19 protein-coding genes are annotated in these 20,836 nt (G+C 65.9%); 14 read left to right on the forward strand and 5 right to left on the reverse strand.

What is annotated here, in order from left to right; all coding sequences use genetic code 11:
* The first annotated feature begins 30 nt into the window (after positions 1–30).
* Genes I2D57_RS03490 through cobK form a run of 14 tightly spaced genes read left to right on the forward strand, consistent with a single transcriptional unit; the run spans position 31 to position 13,564 of the window.
* Entirely contained in the window at positions 31–1,122 is a 1,092-nt protein-coding gene (locus I2D57_RS03490) for a cobalt-precorrin 5A hydrolase (protein WP_229055604.1), read from the forward strand.
* On the forward strand, positions 1,122–1,865 hold the full coding sequence (cobJ, locus tag I2D57_RS03495) for a precorrin-3B C(17)-methyltransferase (protein ID WP_195361486.1): 744 nt from the start codon (positions 1,122–1,124) through the stop codon (positions 1,863–1,865). Before I2D57_RS03490 ends, cobJ begins: the two co-directional genes overlap by 1 nt.
* Positions 1,853–3,133, forward strand: coding sequence for a precorrin-6y C5,15-methyltransferase (decarboxylating) subunit CbiE (cbiE, locus tag I2D57_RS03500; RefSeq protein WP_195361487.1), 1,281 nt, complete (start codon positions 1,853–1,855; stop codon positions 3,131–3,133). Before cobJ ends, cbiE begins: the two co-directional genes overlap by 13 nt.
* Positions 3,130–4,512 (forward strand): cobyrinate a,c-diamide synthase, encoded by a 1,383-nt coding sequence (locus I2D57_RS03505; protein ID WP_324249192.1) that lies wholly within the window; start codon positions 3,130–3,132, stop codon positions 4,510–4,512. Before cbiE ends, I2D57_RS03505 begins: the two co-directional genes overlap by 4 nt.
* Positions 4,505–5,647, forward strand: coding sequence for a nicotinate-nucleotide--dimethylbenzimidazole phosphoribosyltransferase (locus I2D57_RS03510; RefSeq protein ID WP_195361488.1), 1,143 nt, complete (start codon positions 4,505–4,507; stop codon positions 5,645–5,647). The genes I2D57_RS03505 and I2D57_RS03510 overlap by 8 nt, the downstream gene beginning before the upstream one ends.
* 2 nt (positions 5,648–5,649) lie before the next feature.
* The gene (locus I2D57_RS03515; protein ID WP_271748447.1) at positions 5,650–6,192 is read left to right on the forward strand and encodes a bifunctional adenosylcobinamide kinase/adenosylcobinamide-phosphate guanylyltransferase; all 543 of its coding nucleotides are present in this window, start codon (positions 5,650–5,652) and stop codon (positions 6,190–6,192) included.
* A complete protein-coding gene (gene cobS / locus I2D57_RS03520) occupies positions 6,189–6,956 on the forward strand; it encodes an adenosylcobinamide-GDP ribazoletransferase (RefSeq protein WP_195361490.1) in 768 nt (255 codons plus the stop codon). The genes I2D57_RS03515 and cobS overlap by 4 nt, the downstream gene beginning before the upstream one ends.
* On the forward strand, positions 6,890–7,954 hold the full coding sequence (locus tag I2D57_RS03525; RefSeq protein ID WP_229055606.1) for a histidine phosphatase family protein: 1,065 nt from the start codon (positions 6,890–6,892) through the stop codon (positions 7,952–7,954). Before cobS ends, I2D57_RS03525 begins: the two co-directional genes overlap by 67 nt.
* Complete coding sequence (cbiB, locus tag I2D57_RS03530) at positions 7,954–8,928, forward strand: adenosylcobinamide-phosphate synthase CbiB (protein ID WP_195361491.1); 975 nt, start codon at positions 7,954–7,956, stop codon at positions 8,926–8,928. The genes I2D57_RS03525 and cbiB overlap by 1 nt, the downstream gene beginning before the upstream one ends.
* Positions 8,925–10,148, forward strand: coding sequence for a pyridoxal phosphate-dependent aminotransferase (locus I2D57_RS03535; RefSeq protein ID WP_195361492.1), 1,224 nt, complete (start codon positions 8,925–8,927; stop codon positions 10,146–10,148). The genes cbiB and I2D57_RS03535 overlap by 4 nt, the downstream gene beginning before the upstream one ends.
* Complete coding sequence (locus I2D57_RS03540) at positions 10,141–11,640, forward strand: cobyric acid synthase (protein ID WP_324249193.1); 1,500 nt, start codon at positions 10,141–10,143, stop codon at positions 11,638–11,640. Before I2D57_RS03535 ends, I2D57_RS03540 begins: the two co-directional genes overlap by 8 nt.
* Positions 11,637–12,152: a cob(I)yrinic acid a,c-diamide adenosyltransferase gene (locus tag I2D57_RS03545; protein ID WP_195361494.1), complete on the forward strand. Its 516-nt coding sequence runs from the start codon at positions 11,637–11,639 to the stop codon at positions 12,150–12,152. Before I2D57_RS03540 ends, I2D57_RS03545 begins: the two co-directional genes overlap by 4 nt.
* On the forward strand, positions 12,153–12,794 hold the full coding sequence (locus tag I2D57_RS03550; RefSeq protein ID WP_195361495.1) for a precorrin-8X methylmutase: 642 nt from the start codon (positions 12,153–12,155) through the stop codon (positions 12,792–12,794).
* A complete protein-coding gene (cobK, locus tag I2D57_RS03555) occupies positions 12,791–13,564 on the forward strand; it encodes a precorrin-6A reductase (protein WP_195361496.1) in 774 nt (257 codons plus the stop codon). Before I2D57_RS03550 ends, cobK begins: the two co-directional genes overlap by 4 nt.
* Positions 13,565–13,775: 211 nt before the next feature.
* On the opposite strand, the gene I2D57_RS03560 is transcribed toward cobK, so the two are convergent.
* From I2D57_RS03560 to sdaAA, 5 genes are all read right to left on the reverse strand, one after another.
* Positions 13,776–14,990 carry an ABC transporter permease gene (locus I2D57_RS03560; RefSeq protein ID WP_195361497.1) on the reverse strand — a complete coding sequence of 405 codons (1,215 nt, stop codon included), beginning with the start codon at positions 14,988–14,990 and terminating at the stop codon, positions 13,776–13,778.
* Positions 14,987–15,760, reverse strand: coding sequence for an ABC transporter ATP-binding protein (locus I2D57_RS03565; protein ID WP_195361498.1), 774 nt, complete (start codon positions 15,758–15,760; stop codon positions 14,987–14,989). The genes I2D57_RS03560 and I2D57_RS03565 overlap by 4 nt, the downstream gene beginning before the upstream one ends.
* Positions 15,760–17,196 carry an efflux RND transporter periplasmic adaptor subunit gene (locus I2D57_RS03570; protein WP_195361499.1) on the reverse strand — a complete coding sequence of 479 codons (1,437 nt, stop codon included), beginning with the start codon at positions 17,194–17,196 and terminating at the stop codon, positions 15,760–15,762. Before I2D57_RS03570 ends, I2D57_RS03565 begins: the two co-directional genes overlap by 1 nt.
* Positions 17,197–17,328: 132 nt before the next feature.
* Positions 17,329–19,044, reverse strand: coding sequence for a L,D-transpeptidase (locus I2D57_RS03575; RefSeq protein WP_195361500.1), 1,716 nt, complete (start codon positions 19,042–19,044; stop codon positions 17,329–17,331).
* Between the two features lie 149 nt (positions 19,045–19,193).
* Complete coding sequence (sdaAA, locus tag I2D57_RS03580; RefSeq protein WP_195361501.1) at positions 19,194–20,801, reverse strand: L-serine ammonia-lyase, iron-sulfur-dependent, subunit alpha; 1,608 nt, start codon at positions 20,799–20,801, stop codon at positions 19,194–19,196.
* Between the last annotated feature and the right edge of the window lie 35 nt (positions 20,802–20,836).

The following is a 20,836-nucleotide window of genomic DNA, read 5'->3' on the forward strand; positions in this document are numbered from 1 at the left end:
TGCATAGCGTTCACTGAGAGGGGGTATGCGTTGGCGGAGCGCACCGCACGCGCGCTTTCCGATTGCGCGCGGACAGGTGAAGACGACCCTGGCTGGGACGTTTCCGTTTCGCGCGGGTTCGGCGAGGGGAAGGCCGACCTGCGCGCATGGACGGCGCTCGCGTGGGAAGCGTCGGACGCGCTTCTGTTCGTGGGCGCGGCGGGCATCGCCGTGCGGGCGATCGCGCCGCATGTCGCCTCGAAGGCAACCGATTCCGCGGTTGTGGTGATTGACGAGGCGGGGCGCTTTGCCGTCCCGCTTTTGTCGGGGCATTTGGGCGGTGCGAACGAGCTTGCGCAAACTGTGGCCCGCGCGGCAGGGGCCGTCCCCGTCATCACCACGGCGACCGACGTCCGCGGCGTGTGGGCGGTGGATACGTGGGCGCGCTGTGCGGGGCTCGCCGTTTCGAATCCCGAGGCCATCAAGCGAGTGTCGGCGCGGCTGCTTTCGGGCGGGCGCGTGGCACTCTATTCCGACATGCCGATTTCGGGACAGCCGCCTGAGGGGGTAGACATTGCGTCCGACCGCGCTCGGGCCGATATCGTCGTGTCGCCGTTCGCTGGCGCGAATGCAGGCGCGTTCGTTCGCGCGGTGGAGACAACGGACGAGGTCGTGCCCGCCGGTGAGACGGGGATGCCGGCGGGCATGCGGGTGCAGGCGCCTGCGCCCGAGCCGCTTCGCCTTGTCGTGCCCTGTATCGTTGCAGGCATAGGGTGCCGTCGCGGTGCGTGCGCCGAAGCGATCGGGGAGGCGTTTCTTCTCGCGTGCGGGCAGGCGGGCATCTCGCCTTTGGCCGTGCGCGAGGCGGCGACGATCGACGTGAAGGCGCACGAGGAGGGTCTGCTCGCCTTCTGCCGCGCGCGCAATATCCCGCTTGCGACGTATTCCGCAGAGGAGTTGTCGCAGGTCGAAGGCAGCGTTTCGCCATCTGATTTCGTGCGCGCGACGGTGGGGGTCGACAATGTGTGCGAGCGCGCGGCGCTCGCGGGCGGGGGCAAACTTATCTTCCCGAAGCTCGCTCACGGCGGCGTGACCGTCGCGTTTTCCAAAGTATCTATCGAACTTTCGTTTAAGGAGCGGTGATGGGAAAGCTCTTCGTGGTGGGGATCGGCCCGGGCGGCCCCGACGGCATGACGATTGCGGCTCGGCGCGCGCTCGAGGCGGCCGACATCGTTGTTGGGTACACGAAATACGTGGAGCTCGCGCTCGCCGCCGTGCCCGACGCGGCGCATCTCGCGACGCCGATGATGCACGAGGTCGAACGGTGCCGCCTGGCGCTTTCGCGCGCGCAGAGCGGAGAAGCCGTGGCGCTCGTGTGCAGCGGTGACGCGGGCGTGTACGGCATGGCGAGCCCCGTGTTGGATCTTGCGGAGGACTACCCCGATGTAGACGTGGAAGTTATCGCCGGGGCCACCGCGGCTCAGAGCGGGTCGGCGGTGCTCGGCGCCCCGCTTGCCCACGACTTTGCGGTCGTGTCGCTCTCTGACTTGCTCACGCCGTGGGAGATCATCGAGCGCAGGCTCGCCGCCGTCGCGAGCGCCGACTTCTGCATCTGTTTGTACAACCCGCGCAGCAGAAAGCGCGCCGACAGGCTCTCGCGCGCGGTGAAGATTATGCTTGAATGGAAGGCCCCCGACACGCTCTGCGGCTGGGTACGCAACATCGCGCGCGAGGGGCAGCAGTCGGGCATGTGCAGGCTCTCCGAGCTGGGGGAGATCGACGCCGACATGTTCACCACCGTGTTCGTCGGCAACGCGGACACGAAGCTCGTAGGCGGCCGTATGGTCACGCCGCGCGGGTATCGGGAGATTCCATGCGAAAGGTAACGATCATCGGGGCGGGGCCCGGAAACCCCGACTTGCTCTCGCGCGCGGCGCTCGACGCGATCGACATCGCCGACGTGGTCATCGGCGCTCATCGCGCGCTTGCCGGCATCGACGTGCCGCCCGACGTGGTGAGATGCGAGCTCGTGAAGACGGCGGACATCGTCGCCGCGCTCACCGATGCGGCGTCGTGGCGGCGCGCCGTGGTCGTGATGACGGGCGATGTGGGGCTGTTCAGCGGCGCGCGCCGCCTGGTGGAGGCGCTCTCCGGCGACGCGCAGGTGGACGTGCGCGTTGTTCCCGGCATAAGCTCAGCGTCGTATCTCGCCGCGCGCCTTGCGCGTCCATGGCAGGATTGGCGCTTCGCGAGCGCTCACGGCGTGGCGTGCGACATCGTGGCCGAGGCCGAGCGCGCAGGTGAGCTCTTCCTCGCCACGTCGGGCGGGGAAGACCCCTCGCGGCTTTCGTGCGAGCTTGCGCAAGCGGGCTTCGGGGACGCGCGCGTGACGGTGGCCGAGCGCCTGTCGTACCCCGACGAGCGCATCACCTGCGCGACCGCAAGTGAAATCGCAGGTCAGACGTTTGACGACTTGAACGTGATGCTTATCGAGTTCGCAGGCGGCGCCGGGTCGCCTGTGGGCTCTAGCGCATCCCGTGCCGCGAGCTCCCGCTGGCCGTACGCTTCCTCGGGCATTCCCGACGAGCTCTTCATCCGCGGCGACGTTCCCATGACCAAGCAGGAGGTGCGCGCCGTCGCGCTCGCGAAACTGCGCCTTACCGCGACCGACACCGTGTGGGACGTCGGCGCCGGCACGGGGAGCGTGTCGATCGAGGCGGCGCTCGTCGCGCGAGCGGGGTCGGTATGGGCGGTTGAGCGCAACGCGGCCGGCGTGCGGCTCATCCGGGAGAACGCGGATGCATTCGGGTGCGGCAACGTGCATGCGGTCCCCGGTGTCGCCCCCGAAGCGCTCGCGAAACTGCCCGTCCCCGACGCCGTGTTCGTCGGCGGGAGCGCGGGCGAGCTTCCCTCTATCGTGGAGGCGGCGCTCGAGAAGAACTCGCAGGTTCGCCTGTGCGTGCCATGCGTCACCGTTGAGACGCTCACCGAGGCGTGCGCGCTCCTCTCGGGTTCGCGCTTTAAGGGGTTCGAGGCGTGCCAGGTGTCGGCCGCCCGCGCCGAGGCTGTAGGCTCGCACCATCTCATGAAGGCGCAAAACCCCGTGTTCCTCGTCAGCGCGCGTGGTGCAGGTGGGGAAGGCGGCGCCCGGTGAGCACGACCATCCCGCGCTTCATGGTCGCTGCGCCCTCGAGCGGGAGCGGCAAGACGGTCGTTACGTGCGCGCTCCTGCGCGCGCTCGCGCGCCGCGGCCTTGCATGCGCGGCCTTCAAATGCGGCCCCGACTACATTGATCCGCTCTTTCATCGTCGCGTCGTGGGCGCGCGCTCGGGCAACTTAGACGGCTTCTTCACCGACGCCCCGACGCTGCGCGCCCTGCTCGCACGCGGCGCCGCGGGCGCGGATGTCGCGGTGCTCGAGGGGGTCATGGGCTTCTACGACGGCATGGCGCCCGGCGTGGCCGACGCGAGCAGCTACCAGGTTGCGTGCGACACGGAAACGCCGGTCGTTTTAGTGGTGAACGGGCGCGGGGCGTCTTTATCGCTCGCCGCCGTAATTCGCGGCATCGCCGAGTTCCTGCCTTGTGCGAACGTGCGCGGCGTCGTGCTGAACAAGACGAGCACCGCTGCCTGCGCCTACGCGGCGCCTGCGATCGAGAAGCACACGGGCGTCGCGGTTTTGGGTAATATTCCCGCCGACGAGGCGTTCTCGCTCGAAAGCCGTCATCTGGGACTTGTGACCGCCGACGAGGTCGAGCAGCTCTCCGCGCGCATCGACAAGATGGCCGAGCTGGTGGAAAAGAGCGTCGACGTCGACCGCTTGCTCGGAATAGCGGCGACGGCACCCGATATCCGCGAGGAACCTTACCGGTTGGAGCCGATCGCGGGAGCGCGGCCCATCGTTGCCGTCGCGCGTGACGAGGCGTTCTCGTTCTACTACGAGGAGAACCTGCGCGCGCTCGAGGACCTGGGTTGCGAGCTGGCCTTTTTCAGCCCCCTGTGTGATAGCGAGTTGCCCCGGGGGACAAGCGCCCTCTATCTGGGAGGCGGCTACCCGGAGCTCCATGTGCGGCAGCTCTCCGAGAACGCGCCGATGCGCGAGGCGGTGCGGCGCGCGGTGGAATCCGGCATGCCGACGGTCGCCGAATGCGGTGGGTTTCTGTACCTGCAGCGCGAAATCTCCGATAGCGAGGGGCGGCGCTGGCCTGTTGCGGGCGCCCTTGAGGGCGCAAGCGAGAACGGGGGAAGGCTTTCCCATTTCGGGTACGTGGAGCTCACTTCCCAACGCGACGGGCTCTACGGGCCGCGCGGCACACGCATCCGCGCGCACGAGTTCCACTACTGGCAGTCCACCTGCCCGGGCGGCGACTTCTGGGCGCAGAAGCCCCGGCGCGACAAGGGCTGGCCGTGCATGACGACCACCCCGTCCCTGGTTGCGGGCTTCCCGCATGTGTACTATCCTGCGAACCCCGACGTTGTGCGCGCGTTCGCGTCTGCCGCGGCGTCGTTCGCAGAGAGGAGACGGCATGGCTGAAGCAACCGAAACCGCGCTTGCCTGTATCCGCGAGGAAGTCGAGCGCGCGTTCTCGTCGGCGCCGGGCGCCGTTCTCGAAGCCGCGCTCTCCCGGATCGCGCCCGCAGACGAGTGTGCCCGCGCCGCCGCGTACGCCGCGTGGGACTCCATCGCGCACCCCTTGGGGGGATTGGGCGACTTTGAAGACGCCGTCGCGTGTATCGCCGCGGCTCAGGGGAGCGCCGAGGTGGCCGAGTTTCCCCGTGCGCTCGCGGTATTCTTCTCCGACAACGGGGTCGTTGCCGAAGGCGTGTCGCAAAGCGGGCAAGACGTGACGCGAGCCGTCGCGCGCAACATGTGCGAGGGGGCCACGAGCGCCTGCCGCATGGCGGCGTTCGCGGGTGCCGAGGTCGTGCCCGTCGACGTGGGTATGGCCCGGGGCATAGAAGACGCGCGCATGGTGCGCGCGAACGTGCGGCGGGGGAGCGGCAACATCGCGCACGGCTCCGCCATGTCTCGCGATGGGGCCGTGCGCGCGATCGAGGTTGGAATCGCCGTCGCGTGCGGGCTTGCCCGCGCCGGCGTGCGCCTTCTCGCTGCGGGCGAGATGGGCATCGGCAACACGACCACCTCGGTGGCGGTGGCCGCAGTGCTCATCCGGGCGGACGCGCGGAGCCTCGTCGGGCGCGGCGCGGGGCTCTCGGACGCCTCGCTCGCGCGCAAGCGCGACGTGGTCGAGCGCGCTATCGACGCGAACTCGCCCGATCCCGCCGACCCGATCGACGTGCTCTCGAAGGTGGGCGGCTTCGACATCGCGGCGATGTGCGGCTTCTACCTGGGGGCCGCGGCCTCGAAGGCGCCGGCGCTCCTCGACGGGGTCATATCCTGCACGGCGGCCCTGTGCGCGGTGCGCCTGTGCCCCAACGCCTTGGGCTACCTCGTGGGCACCCACGCATCTAGCGAACCCGCAAGCCAGGAGCTCCTTCGCGAGCTCGGCATAAAGGCACCCCTCGTCGCAGGCATGCACTTGGGCGAGGGCGCGGGCGCCATGGCGTATCTGCCCCTTCTGGATTCGGCGCTGCGCGTGTACCGGGATGGGAAGACGTTCACGGCGACTGGCATGGCTGCTTACGAGCATTTCGAGGCTGGGAAATGACGGTGACGTTCGTTATCGGCGCCGCAGCGAGCGGCAAGAGCGCCTATGCCGAGTCCCTGTGCCTCGGGCACGACGGCCCCCGCGTGTACCTGGCAACGATGGAGCCCTTCGGGGAAGAGGGCGCCCGCCGCATCGTGCGCCATCGGGCGCTGCGCGAGGGCAAGGGGTTTTCCACCCTCGAGCGCACGCGTGACGTGGGCGCCGCAGCGTCCGGGCTTCCGCGCGGCTGCACGCTTCTTTTGGAGGACGTGGGCAACCTGGTTGCGAACGAGCTCTTCGCGGAAGGCGGCTTGTCCCCACGTGACCCCGACGCTGCGGCGCGCGAGGTGCTCGGAGGCATCGAACGGCTCGCTCAGGCCGCTGCGTATACGGTGGTGGTCACCGTCGACGTGTTCGCCGATGGGATGCGCTACGATGAGGGGACCGAGGCATGGAGGCGCGCGCTCGCGCGCGTGAACGCGGGCGTGGCGGCGCTGTCCGACCGCGCAGTCGAAGTGGTATGCGGGATTCCCGTGTGGATGAAAGGCGAAGGACCTACAAGGTGAAGATAGCAGAGGCAATCGGCGCGGCGTTCGGAACGTTCTCGCGCATCCCCGTCCCGAAATCGGCTTGGACCGATTTCGGGTCAACCCATGCTCTTGCTGCGTTTCCCCTGGTGGGCCTTGCGGAAGGCTTACTCATGACGGCGTGGGGGCACGTGGCGAACCTGCTCGGCGTGCCCGCGACCATCGTCGCGGCTGTGCTCGTGGCGCTGCCTGTGGCGGTGACGGGAGGCATCCACCTAGACGGGCTCTGCGACACCTCCGATGCGCTTGCAAGTTGGGCCCCGCGCGAGCGAAAGCTCGAGATCATGCACGACCCGCGGGCGGGCGCCTTCGGGGTCATCGGTGTTGTCGTGTACCTTATTCTGCAGTTTTCCCTGTTCACCGCGCTGCCACTTACGGCGGGGACGTTCCTCGCGCTTCTGTGCTCGCTCGTGTTCTCCCGCGCGCTTTCGGGGCTTGCCGTTGAATGCTGGCCTGCCGCGCGGGCGGACGGCATGGCCGCGGGGCTCTCGCCTTCGAAGAAGCGCGCGGCGATCGTTGTGCCGCTTTGCGCTTTCGCTGCGGCTTCGGCTGCAGGGATGGTCGCGTGCGCTCAGGCCGTCGGCGCCCTTATGGCGGTGGCGGGGCTTTTGGCGCTCGCGTGGTACCGCCATGTTGCCCTGTCCCGCTTCGGCGGGGTGACGGGGGATTTGGCCGGATGGTTTCTGCAATGGGCCGAGCTCGCGATGCTTGCCATGCTGGTGGCGGGGGGTATGCTCCTATGATTCTCGTGGTAGGTGGCGCGCATTCGGGGAAGAGGACCTTCGTGCGCGAAAAGCTCGGGTTCGCGGCGGACAATTTCGTCGACGCGGCGCAGCTTGCGGAGGGCGGCGTGCCCGCGGCTTTTGCCGGCCGTGTCGCGTACCGTGCTGAGGAACTCGTACGCGCGCTCGACGCTGACCGGGCGCTCGAGCGGCTGATTGGCTTCGACGCAGTGATTCTGCCCTTGGTCGGCTCGGGGGTCGTCCCCATGCGTGCGGAAGACGCCCAATGGCGCGAGCGCGCGGGGCGCCTGGGATGCGCGCTTGCTGCGCGCGCCGACGTCGTCGTGTGCATGACGTGCGGGATTCCCCAGGTCATCAAAGGAAACCTTGCCGATGCGCCTCGAGGGACGCAGGGCGCGGGCGCGCCTTTGGAAGTCGTCTTCGTGCGCCATGGTGCCACGGCGGGCACGGAAGACCATCGCTACAGCGGGGCGGGCACCGACGAGCCCCTGTCGAGCGCGGGCGAGCGCGTTTTGCGCGAGCTCGCGTGCGATCGTGACGTGTTCCGTGTTATCACGAGCGGCATGGCCCGCACCGACCAGACGGCACGCATCCTCTTCCCGAATGCGGAGCTTATGGCATGCCCCGGTCTGCGCGAGATGGATTTCGGTGACTTCGAGGGGCGAAGCGCCGCCGAGCTTAAAGAGGATGCGCGCTACCGCGCCTGGGTAGACTCCTGGTGCGAGACGCGCTGCCCGCATGGCGAGGGCAAGAGCGATTTCACCCGCCGCGTCGTCGCGGCGTTTCGGGAGGCGTGCGAATCGGAGCGCGCCCAGGGGAGTGGGCGCGCCGTCTTCGTCGTTCACGCGGGTACCGTGAAAGCGCTGCTTTCCGAGCTTGCTGTCCCGAAAATGGAATACTTCGACGTGCATACCGAGCCGGGCGGCGCATGGGCCGCCACCTGGGATGGGCGCTGCCTTCGCGACGTTCGCCCCGCTTCGGGGGGCGATGCCCGGTGATGACGATTCTTGCCGTCGCCGCCGGGTTCGCGGCCGACCTTGCCTTCGGCGACCCGCGCTGGCTTCCCCATCCCGTCGTCGCCATGGGGCGCGCGATCACGTGGGCCGAAGGCCGCCTGCGGGGCGCATTCCCGCAAACGCCCGCGGGCACGCGCGCCGCAGGGCTTGTGCTCGCCGTGGCGCTTCCGCTTGCGTGTGGACTTTTGACCTGGGGAATCCTGCATCTTTGCGGCATGGTTCACTCCGGCTTGCGCTTCGTGGCCGAGGCATGGGCGAGCTATCAGATTCTCGCGGCATGCGAGCTGCGCCGCCAGAGCCTGGCCGTGGCCCGCGCGTTCTCGAAGGGCGGCCTTGTCGCGGCGCGCGAAGCCGTCGGGCTCATCGTGGGACGCGACACGTCTGTTCTCGACGAGCAGGGCGTCGCGCGCGCCGCTGTGGAAACGGTGGCGGAGAACGCGAGCGACGGCGTCATCGCGCCGCTGTTCTACCTTATGATCGGGGGTGCGCCCTTGGGCATGGCGTACAAGGCGGTGAACACGCTCGACAGCATGGTGGGCTACAAAAACGAGCGCTACATCGACTTCGGCTGTGCCTCGGCGCGCCTCGACGATGCGGTGAACTGGATTCCCTCGCGCTTATCGGCCCTGTTCATGATCGCCGTGTGCCCGATCGTCGGGCTCGACGCGTGCGGGGCGGCGCGCATCTGGCGCCGCGACAGGCGTCGCCATGCGAGCCCGAACGCGGCGCAGACCGAGTCAGCGTGCGCGGGCGCGCTCGGGCTGCGCCTGGCAGGACCCGCGGTGTATTTCGGCAAGCTCGTTGAGAAACCGACGATAGGCGACGCGTCCCGCGAAATCGAGTGGGGCGACATCGCCCGGGCGACAAGGCTCATGCTCGCCGCGTCCGTATGCGCGCTCGTCGTCTTCGGCGCCGCGCGCGCGGCGGTCGTGCTCGCCGTGGGGGCGATGGTATGAGGGAAGACCACGCCGCGCCCCGGGCTGCCGGGGGAATCCTGCGCGCCCGTACGCATGGGGGCAGCTCGCAATCGCTCGGCATCGCTTGCGAAGGGGGCGCATCCGACCTCATTGACTTCTCGGTGAACGTGAATCCGGCAGGCCCCTCACCGCGCGCCGTCGCCGCAGCTTGCAAGGCGCTTTCTCGAATCGACGCCTACCCCGATAGGGAAAGCCTCGCCCTCGTTCGTGCCCTAGCGCGCACCCAGGGCATTCCCGAAGATACTATCGTTTGCGGCGCGGGCGCGTCCGACATCATCTGGCGGTTCGCCGCGGCGGTGCACCCGAAACGCATCGTCGTGTGCGCGCCGACGTTCTCTGAATATGCGGAGGCGGCATCGTACTACGGCGCATGCGTGCAGGAGTTCCCGCTCTCCGAAGCGGATGACTTCGACGTGCCCGCCTCCTTCGCCCGCGCGATCGAGGGGCCGGGAGACGTGGCGTACCTCTGCAATCCGAACAACCCGACGGGGCGCCTCGTCGACCCCCGCGTGATCGATGCCGTGGCATGCCGCTGCGAGCAGGTGGGCGCGCTGCTCGTCGTGGACGAGTGCTTCCTCGGATTTGCGCCCGACGCCCGCGAAAGGAGCGTGGCCGCACGCGCCGCGTGTTCGCGCCATGTGGCCGTGCTCTCCGCGTTCACCAAGCTCTACGGAATGGCGGGGTTGCGGTTGGGATATCTGATCAGCGGAAACGCCCAACTCATCGAGGGGATTCGCCAGGCGGGGCAGGCGTGGCCCGTCTCCTCGGTCGCCGAGGCCGCGGGCATCGCCGCCCTGGAAGACGTCGAATACGTCTCTCGCACGCGCGATGTATTGGCGGGCGAGCGAGCGTGGCTTTCCCACGAGCTCTCCTCGCTCGGGCTTTCCGTCGTACCGTCGGATGCGAACTTCCTTTTAGTCCGCACGCCGGCGAAAGACATCCCCGAGCGCCTGTATAAACAGGGGGTTTTGGTCCGCACGTGCGACTCGTTTTCGGTACTGTCCCGTTTCTGGTGCCGCGTCGCGGTGCGCACGCGCAAGGAGAACGCCCGGCTTGCGATGGCGTTCAGCCGCGCGCTTCGGGCGGAAGGCGCATCGGGCGAAGGCGAACCCGACGAACGGGGCGGCACTTCTTGCAGCGACGCTATGGCGGGCGCGGATGGCCGAGGCTCGGCGAAGGAGGTCGATACCCGTGGGTAGGGCGAAGTCCATCATGATCCAGGGCACCATGTCGAACGCGGGGAAGAGCCTGCTTGCGGCGGGGCTGTGCCGTGTGCTTTCGCAGGACGGCCTGCGCGTGGCTCCCTTCAAGAGCCAGAACATGGCGCTCAACAGCGGTGTCACGGCCGATGGGCTCGAGATGGGGCGCGCCCAGATCATGCAGGCCGAGGCGTGCGGCATCGCGCCCGACGTGCGCATGAACCCCATCCTGCTCAAGCCCGAAAGCGACCAGCGAAGCCAGCTCATCGTGGCCGGCAAGGCGCAGGGAGCCTTCGCTGCGAGGGACTACTTCGCGCGAAAGAAGGCGCTCATGCCGCAGATTTTGGAGGCGTTCGATTCGCTCGCGGAGGAAAACGACGTCATCGTCATCGAGGGCGCCGGCAGCCCCGTCGAAATCAACCTTGCCGAAAACGACATCGTCAACATGGGGCTCGCGCGCGCCGCGTCCTCCCCCGTGCTGCTCGCGGGCGACATCGACCCAGGTGGGGTGTTTGCCCAGCTCTACGGCACGGTCGCGCTCCTTGCGCCCGAGGACCGCACGCTTTTGCGGGGGCTTGTGGTGAACAAGTTCCGCGGCGATGTGGAAATCCTGCGCCCGGGTTTGGCCCCGCTCGAGAAGATGTGCGGGGTTCCCGTCGTGGGGGTCGTGCCGTATCTTACGCTCGACCTGGACGACGAGGACTCGCTCGCGCCGCGCCTATCTGCCCGCGAGGCGCGCGGCGTCATCGACGTCGCCGTCGTGCGCCTTCCGCATCTGTCGAACTTCACCGACTTCGACCCGCTTTCGCGCGTGCCCGGCGTGGGCGTGCGCTACGTTTCCTCGACGACCGATCTGGGCCGGCCCGACCTGGTGGTGCTCCCCGGCTCGAAGACCACGCTCGACGACGCGCGCTGGCTTGCGGCTAGCGGCATCGGAGCCTGTGTACGCGCGCTTTCGGGCGCGGGCACGCCGGTGCTCGGCATATGTGGAGGCTACCAGCTTTTGGGAGACGAGCTTTCCGACCCGCACGGCAGGGAAGGCGCTGGCACCGCGCGCGGGCTCGGGCTCATCCCTGCAAGTACGGTGTTCAAGGAGGAAAAGCGCCTCGCCCAGTCGGAGCTTCGCATCACGGGCGCCCAAGGCGCGTTCTCGGTGTGGAACGGCATGACGGCTCGCGGGTACGAGATTCACGACGGCGAAACGACCGTCTCCTGCGCCCCTGCGGGCGCGATTGGCGGCAAACCAGAAGGCGCGGCCTGCGGAAACGTGTTCGGAACCTATCTCCACGGCCTGTTCGACGAACCGGGGGTGGCGCTCGCCCTCGCGCGCTCGCTTGCGCGCATGCGCGGCCTGCCCGAGAGCGTCGTGGGTGCTGCGGGCGCGACGTCCGCGGCCGATCACCGTGCGCGCGAGTTCGACCGCCTGGCCGACGGCGTGCGCGGGGCGCTCGACATGGAGTATGTCTACCGCATTATCGAGGAGGGCGTATGATCCACGTGTATCATGGCGACGGCAAAGGCAAGACCACGGCGGCGATGGGCCTCGCCCTTCGCATGCTCGCCGCAGGCCGCCGCGTCGTCGTCGTGCAGTTCCTGAAAGACGGCGAAAGCGGGGAGGCGCGCCTGCTCGGCGAGCATTTTGGCGTGCCCGTGTTCGCGGGGAAGGTGTCGGACAAGTTCACCTGGTCGATGACGTCGGAAGAACTTGCTGCGACGTGCGAGCTGCACAATGGGAACCTCGCTTCCGCGCTCGCCGAGTTCGAGGGCGCGCAGGAGGGGCTGCTCGTTCTCGACGAGGCGCTCGACGCGCTTTCGAAGGGGCTTGTCGACGAGTCGCTCGTGGACCGCGCGCTCGATATGTCCGCGCGCGGCGTCGAAGTAGCGCTCACCGGGCGCGCGCCTTCCCGCAAGATCGTGGAGAAGGCCGACTACATAACCGAGATGCGGTGCGAGAAACACCCCTACGAGCAGGGGATATGTGCAAGGGAAGGAGTGGAGTACTAGATGGATTCCAAGGAGATGGCGCCCGGCGACATCGAGCGGCGCAGCTTCGAGATCATCACCGAAGAGCTCGGCGGCCGCACGTTCCCGCCGCTCGAAGAGCCCGTCGTGAAGCGCGTTATCCACACCACTGCCGACTTCACGTACGCCGATTCCCTCGTGTTCACCCATGACGCCGCGCACTGTGCGCTCGACGCACTGCGCGCAGGGGCCACGGTGCTCACTGACACGAACATGGCGCTTGCAGGCATAAGCAAGCCCGCGCTCGCGAAGCTCGGCTGCAAGACCGTGTGCTACATGGCCGACCCTGATGTCGCCGCGGCTGCGCGCGCCGCGGGCACGACTCGCGCCGTTGCGAGCATGGACAAAGCTTGCGGCATCGAGGGTCCGCTCATCGTGGCCGTCGGTAACGCTCCCACAGCACTTCTGCGCCTCGCCGAGCTCATGGACGCGGGGAAGATCGCGCCCGCGCTCGTCGTTGGGGTGCCGGTCGGGTTTGTGAACGTGGTCGAGGCGAAAGAGGAGCTACTCGTGCGACGCGTGCCGGCCATCGTCGCGAGGGGTCGCAAGGGCGGCTCGACCGTGGCGGCCGCCATTATGAACGCGCTGCTCTACCAGATCACGCGCCCAGGCGGCCCGAAGTGACGGCGCCCGCATCCGCGCCGGCGCTGCGCATCTTCGCCGGCACCACCGAGGGCCGCCTTCTGTGCGAATGGGCGAGCGGGGCGGGCATCCCTGCCCGTGCTTACGCGGCAACCGAGTACGGAGGCGAGCTTTTGGGCGAGCTTCCGGGCATCGAGGTACATGCGGGCAGGCTCGACGAGGCCGACATGGAGCGCGAGCTTTCCGGCGTGCGCATCGTCGTCGACGCCACGCACCCCTTCGCTACGCTCGCAAGCGGCAACATCCGAGCCGCTTCGCTCGCCGTGGGTGCACGATGCCTGCGCCTTGCGCGTCCGGTCGAGGCGCTGCCCAAAGGCGTCGTCTCGGTCACGTCGATCGCCTGCGCGGCGCGCTTTCTCTCCGAGAACCCGGGTCGCGCGCTTCTCACGACGGGGAGCAAGGAGCTTGCTCCCTACACGCGCGTCGCCGATTACGCGGAGCGCTTCTTCGTGCGTGTGCTCCCGCTGCCCGGTGCTATAACGAAGTGCATCGACGCGGGGTTTTCGCCATCGCACATCATCGGCATGCAGGGGCCCTTCACCCGCGAGCTCAACGAGGCGATGCTTCGGCAGGTGGGCGCCCAGTGGCTTGTGACCAAGGACTCGGGAACCGTAGGCGGCACGGCCGAGAAGATTGCCTCCGCGCGCGACGTGGGAGCGCGCTGTATCGTGGTCGCCCGTCCCGCCGAGGGAGGCGGGGCCCTTTCGCTTATGGAAGTGGAAGACGCGCTCTTACGGGAGTTCGCGCGCTAGGCGCTCGCCGCGCCTGCGCGCCCTCCCGCCCGCGAAGAGGAGCGCCCCGAGCAAGCTCGACCCGTACAAGCCCGTCATCCGCCAATAGCTCGAGGACGACGCCCGGAACTGGCGCAAGCAGCCCTTCAATAAGTTGCGGTGAAATAGTGTCTGTTTTTGAAGCTAGATAGCATATCCAGTCCCTAATTCACCGCAACTTGTTGGTGGTGGCTTACTGGTAGCGTAGGCACTCCACCGGGTCGAGCTTTGCCGCGCGGCGAGCGGGATAGAAGCCAAAGATTACGCCGATGCCGACCGATACGGCAAACGCGATCAACACTGTCGTAATGGAGAAGCTTGGCGTGATCATCCCGGTAGCTCCAAACTCGCTCATGATGCCCGAGCTTGCGGCAAAGAACGTGAGTCCCCATGCCAGCAGATAGCCAATCAGGACACCCAACAGTCCGCCGGTGACGCACAGCGCCGAGGACTCGGCCAAAAACTGCGCGGTGATATCGCGACGACTGGCGCCCAGAGCGCGGCGGATGCCGATCTCGCGAATGCGCTCAGTAACGTTGGTGAGCATCATATTCATAATGCCGATACCGCCGACAAGCAGCGAGATGCTGGCGACAGCACCCATGATAAGCGAGAACGCGCCCATAAAGGAGTTGAGCGCATCGATGGCGCTTTTCATGGAGGTCGCCGATACGCTGTCGTACTCATCATCCTCCGCGATGCCCTTCATCGCGCGCACCTTGGACTCGATGGTCTTACAAAGCTCATCCATGTCCGTGCCCTCGGCGGCGAGTGCCGTCACGCTGGGGAATGAAGGATTCTCGTCGCCAAACAGCCCGGAGATGGTTTCGCGTGGCATATACAGCGTGAGCGAGCCCATGGAGTCGCTGCCACCATCTATCACGCCTACAATCTGCACCTCGCCGTTGGACACCTTGATGGTTTTCCCCAGCGCATCCTGTTCGTTGCCGTAAAGCTGATCGGCGCCGTTGCGGCTGATGAGCGCCACGCGTGATCCTGATTGGGACTCGGCCTGGGAATAGGTGCGCCCCGCAACGAGCTTGCTGGCCCCCACGGCGTCGAGCATGTCGCTATCGACACCCTGTGCCATGACGGTATAGCTTTTATCGCCGGTCTTATACTCGGTATACGCGCTGTCGACAATGCCGATCTGCTCTATCTGCGGCACCAGTTTTTGAAGCTTCTCGATGTCCGACTCGGTGAGTTCTTGCGACGAATAGATTTGCACCATGCGTGCCGCATTGAGGCCCAGACTGTTGACCAGGCTGTTTTGGATACCGCCGATGAGCGAAGTCATGGCGATAACCGAGGCGATGCCGATGACAATGCCCAGGATGGTGAGCAGGCTGCGCCCCTTGTTGGCTTCGAGCGAGTGAAGGGCTTCCTGGATGAGATCGCGGGCGCTCATGCCACCACTCCTTTCGGCGGGTTGGCGGAGACGGAAATCATGGGCAGGCTATCTACAGCGCTGCGTAGGGTCCGCGGTGCATGTGGAATATACGCGCCGTCGTGAATGCGACCGTCGCGGATGGTCACGGCACGGTCGGCCTCGGCGGCGATGCCGGGGTCATGTGTGATAAGCACGATGGTTTTGCCGCGCTTCTGGAGCTTATGGAAGGTCTCCATCACAAGCGCTCCGGTAGCGGAGTCCAGGTTTCCCGTCGGCTCGTCGGCCAGAATGATGGGCGGGTCATTGACGAGGGCGCGCGCGATTGCGACGCGCTGCATCTGGCCGCCCGAGAGCTCGGATATGCGGTGGTCCCAGTGGTCGACGGGCAGCGTGACAGCCTGCAGCGCGTGAACGGCGCGCATTTCGCGCTGGTTACGGGGCACATTGGTGTAGGCCAGCGGCAGCATCACGTTTTCGATAACCGACAGGCGCGGCAGCAGGTTGAAGCTCTGAAAGACAAAGCCAATACTCAGGGCGCGGACTTCGGTGAGCTCGTCATCATCGAGCTCGGCCACGTTGAGCCCTTGCAGGTAATAGTCGCCTGCCGTCGGCTTATCCAGGCAGCCTAGGATGTTCATGAGCGTTGATTTGCCCGAGCCCGAGGGGCCAGTGATAGCGACGAATTCGCCGGGATTTACCGCCAGGCTCACGTTGTGCAGGATGTGGGCGCACCCCGCCTCGCTCTCAAAGATGCGGTGCACGTTGCGGATGTCGATAACGGGACGCATTACATGCCCTCGTCGGCAGACATGCTGCCCGAATCCGCGCTGTAGCCGCCGTCAGCCGTTGCGTCCGCTCCGGTGTCCATGACGAGGGTGTCGCCATCGCGCAGCTTGGTAACCGGCACGTTGGGGTTGATCTCGTTGCCCTGGTCGTCGCGCTTGACCTGTGTCTTGCCGACTACGGCTTCGTTGTCGTTTTGCGTCACGACGGTCACCTTCACGCGACGGGTATGCTTGCCCTCGTCATCAGTCGCCACGTTGACGTAATAGTGTTCGCCGTCTTCGGTCATGAGCGCCATCGTCGGCACCATCACCACGTCGTCGAGCTGCTCGGTCACCACCGATACCTCGGCCGTCATGCCCGGCTTCAGGCGCGCTTCGGGCGCCTCGATGAGAATGTCGACGTTAAAGGTTACGCTGCCGCCGCCACCGTTGGCGGCGTCGGTGTTTGCCACCGACGCGATAGCCGTGACGGTGCCCTGGCTCACGATATCGGGAAACGCGGGATACGTGACGTTGGCGCTCTGCCCAACGGCGATCTTGGCGATGTCCTTTTCGCCCACCTGCACGGTCACCTTCATCTTAGATAGGTCGGCGATCTGCATGCACTGCTTGCCGCCGCTCGTATCGCTTTCGCCCATGATCATGCCGCCTGTTACCGTGGCGCCCACCTTGGCGTTGAGCTCCACGATGCTGCCCGAGCTCGGAGCCGTAACCGTACGGCTAGCGGCCTTGGCGTTCGCCTGTTCGAGGTTTGCCTGGGCCGAAGCGAGGCTGCGCTGCGCGGCCGATACGGCGTTCGTGTCCGCTGATGCCGCGGAGACACCAGCCGCTGCGGAAGCTCCATCGGCGTCCGTCGTTGGGGTGGCCTGCGCGGCAGCTGCGGCTTTCTGCGCGTTGGCGAGGTCTTCCTGGGCGGCTGCAACTGCACGCTGCGCCTCGGCAACGTTGCGATCGAGCTCGTCGTTTTTAATGGTCATAAGCACGTCGCCCTCGTTGACGGATTGGCCTGCCTGCACGTTGATCGAATCGACCGTACCGTCGACAGAAGGGGAGACCACTGAGGACGAAATGGGTTTGAGCTGGCCTTTCGCCTCGACCGTTGTGGTAAACGTGCCCTCGGTCACCATGTCGGTCACAGGCCCGCTAGCGCCCTGTGGCTGCGCATTGATAACCAGGGTTGCGACAATGGAAATGAGCACGATGGCACCTATGACGCCGGCGGCAATACCGCGTCGAATCAGCTTTTTGCGTCGACGTTCGGCACGTTTTGCCTTGAGCTTGGCATACGCCTCTTCATCGGAAATCTCGGCCGTATCGTTCGTGCGTTCGCTCTGCTTGTCGGCATGTACGTTTGTAATCAGAGGAATCGTTTCGGTGGCACCTTCGGGCGTGCGCTCGGTATCATCTGGGCCCGGGGTGATTGTGGGGACATTCGGCATTGCGTCTCCTTTATAGAAAGAACCTCGATAATTATATGCGCCCACCGGTTGGGGCGGGCGCATAGGACGGTTTCTTTCGGAACTGTTAGATTGGTCGCTGCAGTTCCACGTTGTAGGAATGCGCGCGTTGCACTACGAGTGGACAACCACGCACAGGCCGACTTTGATGCAGTCGTGAAGTGCCTTTGCATCGGCCAGGCGCAGGTTGATGCAGCCGTGGCTGCCGCACCACTTGTACGACTCGGCATTATCAAAGCTCTTGTCGTTTTGCCAGGTGGCATCGTGGAAGCCGATCATATTGCCCTCGAACGGCATCCAGTAGCTCACCGGGCTCTCGTATTTGGGCTTACCGGTCTCGGGGTCCTTGGCTCCGATCAGGGTACTGCCGCCGTCGTTGCTGTTGATCTGCCACACGCCCTCGGGGGTGGCGTCTTCGCCCGGTTTGCCGGAAATAAAGTTGGCCTCCCAAACGATATTGCCGTTCTCGTCATAGTAGCGCGCGTGCTGATCGGACAGGTCGACGTCGATATACGCCTTCCAGTCGGGCTCTCCCTTTGCGGTAAAGGTGTCAGCCTTCTGGGAGTACTTGATCTCGATTTCGCCGGTCTGCTTGTTGTTAATGGCGTCCTCGACCTGCTTGGCGAGCGAGCTGCTGTCGATGGACCAACCAAAGTCGCCGCCTTCGACGGCGCACTGCTTGCCATCGGCGCGCGTCCACCAGCGAGTGGAGCCCACGGTATTAAAGCCGTTGGCGAGCTCGGCTGCCCAGCTGCTGATCTGCGTCGTATCGAGTGTGGGGTTGGCCGGATCGGCAAAGCTGATCCACTGCAATACGGAACTGCCATCAACTTTGCCGGCATCCTCGCCGTTGAGCTTGAGGGTCACGTTGACGCCCAGGAAGTTGTTGGCGGCATCGCATGCGGCCTGAATCTGATCATCGGTCAGCGTTTCATTGAGCGGTTCATAGGCATCGTTGCCGAGCTTGGAAAGATCTACGGTCTCGGCCAGCGAGGCAAGCTCGAGCTCGGCATACTTAATGACATGCTCGCGGTTGATTTTTTCGTTGGAGCGCGCCTTCTCGACGGTAAATTTGCCGGCCTGCTCGTCATAGGAGCTATTGGCCTCGAACGTGCCCGAACGGCCCTCGTTAAACTCGTCGATGGCGGCGCCCAGATCCTTCTCAAACTTCTTTTGGTCAAAGGTGTCGGAGAGCATGGACAGGTCGACGTCTTGATCGAGATCGACTTCGTTAGAGGTAGCGGTAGTTTTGGTCTTGCCGCTTAAGGATTCCACAAGGCGGACCGGCCATACAAAGGCCTCGTTGTGGCTGATGATCTCTTTTGCAGCAGCTTCACCGTCGACGATGGGCTCATCGGACTCGGGCTGATAGGTCCAGCTAAAGTCATCGCCTGTCACGGTGAGCTTATAGTGCTTCCATGCCGAATTGACCTTGGTGGCGGCAGACGAAGCGTTGGAGAACGAGACGTCGACGCCGGCGATGGTGGTGTTGGGGTAGGCTACCTGCGAAAATGCTACGACGCCTACGATATAGACAATGACGATTAGACCCAGGACGACAAAGAGCGTCGTCTTTTTGCCCGGCTTATTGTTCTCGGCGGGTTTGCGCGCGGGGCCACGATCGCCTCGAGCGTGCGTGGGGGGCTGCTTGGGCGCATTGCCGTTTGCCTGACGCTGCTGTCGCTGTTGGTTCGGGCGTTGGGAAGCGTTTGCTGCACTACGCTGCTGACCGTGGCTCGGCGCGATAGGACGCGGCGACTGAACGCCGCCGGTGTGCCTGCTCGGCTGCTGCGGATCGGGAATCAGTTGAGTTCGATCGTTTTGCGACATCGTATGCATATCCTTCGATTTTCGCCTTGCGGTTCATCGTGTTTTTACTGGGCTTGCATTATAGCGATTGCCCTGCTGTTTGTGGTACGGAAACGGTGGCATTCAAAAGAGGTGGGACATTTGTCCCACCTTTGAGTCGTTCTTTGCCGCTATCCGCACACACCGCATTTTGCACAGGCCGAAAGTGCGGCCGGAGCCTGCGCGATGCCGCCCTTTGCCGTCTCGCGCAGCGTGGCCGGCAACGCGTGACCCACCGAGAGTATGACATGTGCCATCTGGTCAAACGGCACCAAGCTCTTAATGCCTGCGAGGGCGAGTTGTGCCGAGCTAAAGGCCGCTGCCACGCCAATGGCGTTGCGGTTTTGGCAGGGCACCTCCACGAGGCCACCGACGGGGTCACAAACGAGGCCCAGCAGGTTACTCAGCGCGATGGAACTGGCGTCGAGCGCCTGCTCGGGCGTGCCGCCGAGCATCTGCACCAACGCGGCGGCTGCCATGGCAGCGGCGCTTCCCACCTCGGCTTGGCAGCCGCCCTCGGCGCCGGCAACACAGGCGCTTGTGGTGAGGTTGAGGCCGATTGCGGCTGCGCAGTAGAGCGCGTCCATGACCTGCTCGTCGTCGAGCTGCAGGCGATCGGCGAGCGCCAGCACGCAGCCGGGCACAACACCCGCGGAGCCTGCCGTGGGGGCGGCGACAATCACGCCCATGGTAGCGGAGCGCTCGAGCACGGCCATGGCGCGGGCAACGGCGTCGGTCTGGACGGCGCCCATCAGGCTTGCACTCAAATCGTTGCGGCCGGTGGCTTCGACAAGCTTGGCCTCGCCGCCGATAAGCCCGCCAAGCGAACGCTGCGGATTGGCAATAGGGGCCGTGGTCTCCTCGCGCATGACGTCGAGCACGCGGCGCATGGCGGCGACGGCGTGGGCCTCGCCGGTCAGACGCGCCTCGCGGACGGCCATGACAGCGCCGATGCTGAGCCCCAGTTCCTCGCACGCATCGAGCAGCTGCTCGCCGTCGTCGAAGATTTCCTTGGCCGAGACGCCGGGGGAGAGCGACGAGGCAGAACCGGGGAGCTCGATAAAGGTCGCGTAATCGACATTGTCGAGTTTGCGCAGCATGGGGACGACGGTGTCGTCGGGTGCGCCGTCGGTCTCAAAGACGGAGTAGGCCTGGCCGCCCACCTCGGTGCGGTAGGTACGGCAAAACGCGATGTTTACATGGGCATAGGCGAGCAGGTTCGTGAGCGCGGCGAGCACGCCGGGAACGTCCTTGTGCGCCACGAAGAGCGTGGAATACATACCCGAGATGTCGACGCCGACGCCGTTAATGCGGCTGATGCGCATCTTGCCACCGCCCAGGCTCTCGCCGCGAACCTGTGCCGTGGCGCCCGTGTCGTCGACCATGTCGATGTCGACGGTGTTGGGGTGGATGGAGGCGTCGTCGCCCTTGATGTCAAAGTGATATTCGAGGCCCTGCTCGCGCGCGAGGTCGAAGGCCTGCTTGATGTTCTCGTCATCGGTGTCGAGGCCCAGAATGCCCGCGACGAGCGCACGATCGGTGCCGTGGCCGCGGTAGGTGTGGGCAAAGGAGTTCCACAGGCCAAAGGTGACCTTAGTGATGCGGCCTTCCAGCAGGCTGGCGGCAACTTGGGCGCACCGCAAGGCGCCGGCGGTGTGCGATGAGCTGGGGCCGACCATGACGGGGCCCAAGATCTCGAATGCCGAGGTCGTAGCTAGTGTTTGCGGCTTGCCTGCCATGGGTGCTCCTTATCTATCCCGTCGTCCCGAGGGGT

It is taken from the genome of Collinsella aerofaciens (assembly GCF_015553355.1).
GTDB lineage: Bacteria > Actinomycetota > Coriobacteriia > Coriobacteriales > Coriobacteriaceae > Collinsella > Collinsella aerofaciens_V.